Here is a 5822-nt window from a genome sequence, read left to right on the forward strand (position 1 = left end):
AATTTTTTATGTTTTTTTCAATCCAATGCAAGGAGGCAAAGCGATGAAAGATGGGTACCTGGTCGGTTTTGGAGAGGTGATGCTCCGCCTCTGTCCGCCGGAGCGGAAACGGTTTGCGCAGGCGCTCCCGGGGCAGCTGGAGGCGACCTTCGGCGGCGGCGAAGCGAATGTCTGCGCCTCGCTGGCGATGCTCGGGGCAAAATCCCGGTATCTTACCGCGCTGCCGGAAAATCCGGTCTCCGCCGCGTTCGCCGCCCAGCTCCGCGGCCTCAAGGTGGATGTGGATCACATTCTCTACACCAAATCGGGGCGGATGGGGGTCTACTATGCGGAACACGGCGCGGCCCAGCGCGGTTCGAACGTGGTGTACGACCGGGAAAATTCGGTGATCTCCCTGCTCGGTCCGGAGGCCTACGACTTCCCGTCGATGCTGGCAAACGCCAGCCATCTGCACATCACCGGCATCACCCCCTCCCTGAGTGAAAAGGCATATCTCACCACGCTCGAGCTGGTGAAATACGCCTCATCGCAGGGAATCAACATCTCCTGCGACCTCAACTTCCGCAAGAAGCTCTGGAAGTGGCGCCCGGGAACCGCGCCGCGGGAACTCGCCGCCGAGTGCATGGGGAAAATCGTCCCCTATGTCAACTGGATCATCTGCAACGAAGAGGACGCTTCCGACGTCTTCGGCATCGCCAGCGAAAGCAGTTCGATCGAAGAGGGGAAAATCGACGCGGAAGGCTACTGCGGCGTGGCCCGCCGTCTGCTGGAACGATTCCCGAAGGCGGAGTATGTCGCGATCACGCTGCGCGAAAGCTATTCGGCCAACCACAACAACTGGGGCGCGATGCTCTACAGCCGCGCGGAAGGCAAGGCGTTCTTCGCGCCGAACGATGCAAACGACGAATACCATCCCTACGAGATCCGGAACATCGTGGACCGGTTCGGCGGCGGCGACTCCTTCGGCGCGGGGCTGATCTACGCGCTGCACAGCGAGGAGTACCGCGACCCGGCGACGGCGATCCGCTTCGCGGCGGCGGCAAGCTGCCTCAAACACACGATCCACGGCGACTACAACTACGTCTCACTCGCCGAGGTGGTCAATTTGATGAACGGCAGCGGTTCGGGCCGTGTCATGCGGTAATATGGGAAAGGAGAAAATCCGATGAGTTTTGCAGAGAAGTTGCAGAAGTGTCCGCTGATCGCGATTCTGCGCGGCATCACGCCGGCGGAGATCGACGCGGTCTGCGAGGTGCTGTATGAGTCCGGCTTCCGGATGCTGGAGATTCCGCTCAACTCGCCCGATGCGCTCGAGAGCATCCGCCGGGCGGCGAACCGGTGGCACGAAGGGGAAAAGATGCTAATCGGCGCCGGAACGGTGCTCAGCGCGGCCGATGTCGAGCGCGTGGCGGCGGCGGGCGGGAGGTTTATCATCTCGCCGGACACCAACGAGGCGGTGATCCGCGCGACGAAGCGGGCGGGACTTGTTTCGATGCCGGGCTTCTTCACCGCAAGCGAAGGCTTTGCGGCACTGCGGGCCGGAGCGGATTATCTGAAGCTCTTTCCGGCGGGAGCGCTGGGTCCGGGGTACGTCAAGGATCTGAAGGCGGTAATCAAGGCGCCGATCATGGCGGTCGGCGGAGTGAATCCGGAAAATCTTCACGACTTTCTGAAGGTGTGCGCCGGAGCCGGGATCGGTTCCAACCTCTACAAACCCGGCCGGAGTCTGGAGGAAATCCGGGAAACCGCCTGCCAGCTGGTAAATCAGCTCTGAGGAATCGGGGAGAGAGAAAAATCGTCGATTTTTGTAACAGAAATCACGATTTTTCTCTGATTTGAGCTTGACAAAACCTCATTTTCTGCTATATTAGACGTATCAACAACGTTGCGGGGTGGAGCAGTGGTAGCTCGTCAGGCTCATAACCTGAAGGCCGTAGGTTCGATTCCTACCCCCGCTACCAATTTTCCGATTTCAACCGGTCGAAACTGACCGGTTTTTTATGCCGTTTTTTTGTGATAATGGTTTGGCATCCTCGCAAAATGCCTGTATAGTAATAGAGAAAGCAAGTAAAACGCAACTGGAGATTTCCGCTTGAGCGAACCAGCACCCGAAGAGAACGACCGACGAAGCAGCAGGAAGGCGGCTGTGCTCTGCCTTCTGTTGCTCTCCGCCCTCTTCTTCCTCCCGGGAAGCCGCGATGAACTCTCCTCGCGGCCGGCGGCTCTTTTTCCACAACCCTATCCGGTTGCGTTGTCCGCGGATCTCTCCGGCGAACCGGATGTTCAGGCGCTGCCCCGCGATCTCCAGAGCGGCTCCTGCCGCACGGTGGCTCCATTCAAGCTGAAGCCCCGCACCCATTTCCCGTTGCGCCCGGCGTTTGCGGCGGATTTTTGCCCATGCGTGACGCAGGAAGAGGATGTACCTCATCCATGCGGAAGAAGTTTCGCCGGGATTCCGGCGCTTTCCAACATTCTCAACGATTCGGTGCCGGTCCGGGCGGGGCCGGCGGCGAAGCTGTGCTCTTCGTCTCTCCCGAGGCAGTTCTGACCGCACGGCATTTGCTCCTGCGGAACGGACTCCGGGAGAAAATCCGGGTCCATCGAGAATTCACGCAGGGATTTTACATGCAGGAAAAACAGTTTCCCTCTTCCAAACGTTCCGTAAAAGAGTATTTACGCATTCTTTCATGCGGCTTCATCATGGGAGCCGCCGATGTCGTGCCGGGCGTCTCCGGCGGAACCATGGCCTTCATCCTCGGCATTTACGACGAACTCATCGAATCGATCCGCCGTTTCACCGGGAAGGAGTGCTTCTCCATGCTGTTCCGCTTTCAGCTCCGCCGGGCGGTGCAGACGCTTCCGTGGCCCTTTCTCGCCACTCTCGGGCTGGGAATTCTGGCGGCCATTGCGCTCTTCTCCACCCCGATCCGCTGGATGCTGGAGCATCGGCTGGCACTGATCCTCGCCTTTTTCTTCGGGCTGGTGCTCGCCTCCGCCGTCGCGGTTTTGCCGCGGGTCAAGCGCTGGAGTGCCGGGCGGTTCGTCGCCCTGATCGCCGGAACTGCCGCCGGTTGGCTGATCGTCGGCCTGCCGCTGCTGCAGAACCCGCCGGACTCCCCGTTTTATCTCATCCTCTGCGGCGCCGTCGCCATCTGCGCGATGATCCTGCCCGGGATCTCCGGCAGTTTCATCCTCCTTCTGATGGGGAAGTATCACGAGGTGCTCAACGCGGTCCACGAGTTGAAGAGCGGCGTCAATTTCGGTGAAAATCTCCTCACACTGGCGCTGTTTGTTCTCGGAATCGTCCTCGGCATCTCGTGGTTCATCCGGCTGCTCGGCTACCTGCTGCGCCGCTTTCATGACCTCACCATCGCCGTGCTGATCGGGTTCATGCTCGGTTCTCTGCGCAAGGTGTGGCCGTGGAAACTCGGCGACAGCATCGAAAACGAAAACATCCTTCCGTCCGCCTTCGACAGCACTTTTTTTCTGGCGCTTCTGCTCGGTGCGGCCGGCTTCGCGCTGGTACTGCTGATCGAACGCTTTGCCGGGAGGAAGGAAGAGGCCGCTTCGACCGCCGGAATGCCATCGGAATAACCCGTACCATCGCCTCAACCAAAGAGAAACCACGCCGACAACCGGCGTGAAGCAAAACAATCAACAGAAGGAAATCGTATGTTTACACTGGTTGCCGCCGTCGCGGTCGCAATGGGAATCTCATTTTTATGCTCCGTCATGGAGGCGGCTCTGCTCAGCCTGAATCCCGGGAAACTGGCGATTCTGAGCAAGCGCCGTCCGAAGGTCGGCAAGATCTGCGAGGCGCTGAAAAGCGACATCGAGAAGCCGATTGCGGTGATTCTCATTTTGAACACCGCGGCGCACACCTTCGGCGCGGCGATCGCCGGAGCGCAGTTCGACAGCCTCTACGGGAGCGACTATATCTGGCTCTTTTCGCTGATCTTCACCGTACTGATGGTGCAGTACACCGAAATTCTGCCGAAGACGCTCGGTGTGCGTTTCAACGCCTTCATCGTCGCCCACACTGCGCGTCTGCTCAAATTTTCCATCGCGCTTCTGACGCCGGTTATCTGGCTGGTCCACTTCGTCAACCGCCCGTTCGAAGGGAAGGAGGAGGAAGAGGACACCGGCGCGGCCATGGAGGAGGAGCTCGACGCCCTCGCCTCGATGGCCCGCGAGGCGAAACACATCACGGTCGCGCAGGAGCTGGCGATTCAGCAGATTCCCGACCTGAAGGAGGATAAGATCCGCCAGCTGATGGTCCCCCGGGAGGAGATGGTCAGCCTGACCGACGAGATGTCGCGCGAAGAGGTTCTGCAGACGGCCCGCCGGTGCCTGCACTCCCGCTACCCGGTCCGTTCCGCCGCGGAGCCGGAACGGTTCATCGGCGTCCTGGAGCTCCGGCAGCTGCTGTTTCACGACGGCGACTGGCGGAAACTGCTCCTGCCGGCGCAGGTGATCCCGGCGGACGAAGCGCAGCTCCATCTGGCAGAGAACAGCGAAAAGCTCGACTCCCGTCTGCTGCTGGTCAAGGATTCCGGCGGAAGCATCGTCGGAATGATCACCACCACCGACCTCTTCATGAAGCTCTTCCGCAAGGTCGATCCGGCGGCGGAACGCACGGCGGAGTGTGAGAGCGTCGCCCTCTGACCGTTCGCTTCCCCGCCGGAGAAAGTCAGCGGCGCGCGACCGCGTCGGCGACCCGGCGGAAAAGCTCGTCGAACCGGAGCGTCGTCCGGCGGTTCGCATCCAGATAAAACCGGATCAGCTCCGCCCGGAGTTCCTCATTCAGCTTCATCGCCGCAAACAGCGTCGCGAGGTCGCGGACGATCTCCCGGGCGAACAGCCGCTCCGGCAGCGGGCAGAAAAAGGCGCTGGTCACGTCGATCCAGAGGAGTTCCGGCGCCGCCTCCCCTTCCTGCTTCCGCCACAACAGATTGTTCGGCAGAAAGCCGCGGTGGGTGCAGTGCGCCTCATGCATCTTCGCCAGATGCCGGAGGTTGCCGCGCAGAAATTCATCGCGCAGCTCGCTCTCCCGTTCGGCGGCGCCGCCGGGGAGGAACGCGCGCCCGTCCCGGAACCCCTCCGCAAACTCCGTCACCAGGAAGGAGCGCCGCAGAATCCGGCCGTCGCGGAAGTCGCCGCAACCGAGCAGACGCGCCACCGGGATGCCGATCGCCGCAAGGCCGCGGTAGTTGGCCGCCTCCCGGGCGTTTTTCGAATAGTGAACCGCGTAAAAGAGCGGCCGGGAGCTGTAGCTGCACTTGTAGATGACCGTCTTCGGCCCCGCCGGAGTTTCCACCCGGCACTTCCAGACCTCCTTGTGGCGGGTCTTCCAGATGCACTCCGCACCGTCAAGGCCGCCCGGAGAAAGGATCTGCTCCAGCGCCGTTTCAAATTCCGGCGCCACCCAGCGCCAGGAGCCGGAAAGTTTCGCCCCCATCTCATGCAGCATATTGCGCTTCGCCTCCCGGTAGAGCCGCCGGGTTCCGTCAAAATCGTTCACATCTGGCCTCATCGTTGCATCGTGTTTTCCGCGGAATAATTTACCACCGCCGCCGGAAAAATACAACCGGGCCGCCTGCGGAACTCCTCTTCCCGAAGCAAAAAAGTTCCGTTCCCGTCAAGTTCCGGTTGACAAACCGCGCTCCCCACGGTATGTTAAACCCCATGAAACGAAAACTCGCCATCTGCACCCGCTATTCCCGGCAGGGGGCCTCCAGCCGCCTGCGCTATTACCTCTACGCCCCGGCGTTGAAGGCGGCGGGCTTTGAAACGGAGTTCCACCCGTTCTTCGGAGGGCGCTA

General features: G+C 61.0%; 6 protein-coding genes and 1 tRNA gene. 6 read left to right on the top strand and 1 reads right to left on the bottom strand.

Annotated features, from left to right (window positions below; all coding sequences use genetic code 11):
- Positions 1 to 43 precede the first annotated feature (43 nt).
- The 6 genes from ACMLHG_RS06210 to ACMLHG_RS06235 all read left to right on the top strand — a co-directional run bounded on the left by ACMLHG_RS06210 (position 44) and on the right by ACMLHG_RS06235 (position 4665).
- Positions 44 to 1144 carry a sugar kinase gene (locus ACMLHG_RS06210; protein WP_295811689.1) on the top strand — a complete coding sequence of 367 codons (1101 nt, stop codon included), beginning with the start codon at positions 44 to 46 and terminating at the stop codon, positions 1142 to 1144.
- 21 nt (positions 1145 to 1165) lie between these two features.
- Positions 1166 to 1774, top strand: a complete 609-nt coding sequence (locus ACMLHG_RS06215) for a 2-dehydro-3-deoxy-6-phosphogalactonate aldolase (RefSeq protein ID WP_294436012.1) — start codon at positions 1166 to 1168, stop codon at positions 1772 to 1774.
- Positions 1775 to 1886: 112 nt separating this feature from the next.
- Positions 1887 to 1961, top strand: a tRNA-Met gene (locus ACMLHG_RS06220).
- Positions 1962 to 2092: 131 nt separating this feature from the next.
- The gene (locus tag ACMLHG_RS06225) at positions 2093 to 2548 is read left to right on the top strand and encodes a hypothetical protein (RefSeq protein WP_417169931.1); all 456 of its coding nucleotides are present in this window, start codon (positions 2093 to 2095) and stop codon (positions 2546 to 2548) included.
- A 152-nt stretch (positions 2549 to 2700) separates the two neighbouring features.
- On the top strand, positions 2701 to 3594 hold the full coding sequence (locus ACMLHG_RS06230) for a DUF368 domain-containing protein (protein ID WP_294436014.1): 894 nt from the start codon (positions 2701 to 2703) through the stop codon (positions 3592 to 3594).
- Positions 3595 to 3672: 78 nt separating this feature from the next.
- The gene (locus ACMLHG_RS06235) at positions 3673 to 4665 is read left to right on the top strand and encodes a CNNM domain-containing protein (RefSeq protein WP_417169932.1); all 993 of its coding nucleotides are present in this window, start codon (positions 3673 to 3675) and stop codon (positions 4663 to 4665) included.
- 25 nt (positions 4666 to 4690) lie between these two features.
- Here the strand turns inward: ACMLHG_RS06235 and ACMLHG_RS06240 are convergent, their stop codons facing one another.
- Complete coding sequence (locus tag ACMLHG_RS06240; RefSeq protein ID WP_417169933.1) at positions 4691 to 5521, bottom strand: lipopolysaccharide kinase InaA family protein; 831 nt, start codon at positions 5519 to 5521, stop codon at positions 4691 to 4693.
- Positions 5522 to 5822: the final 301 nt, after the last annotated feature.

It is taken from the genome of Victivallis sp. (genome assembly GCF_048170485.1).
In the GTDB taxonomy this organism is placed as follows: Bacteria; Verrucomicrobiota; Lentisphaeria; order Victivallales; family Victivallaceae; genus Victivallis.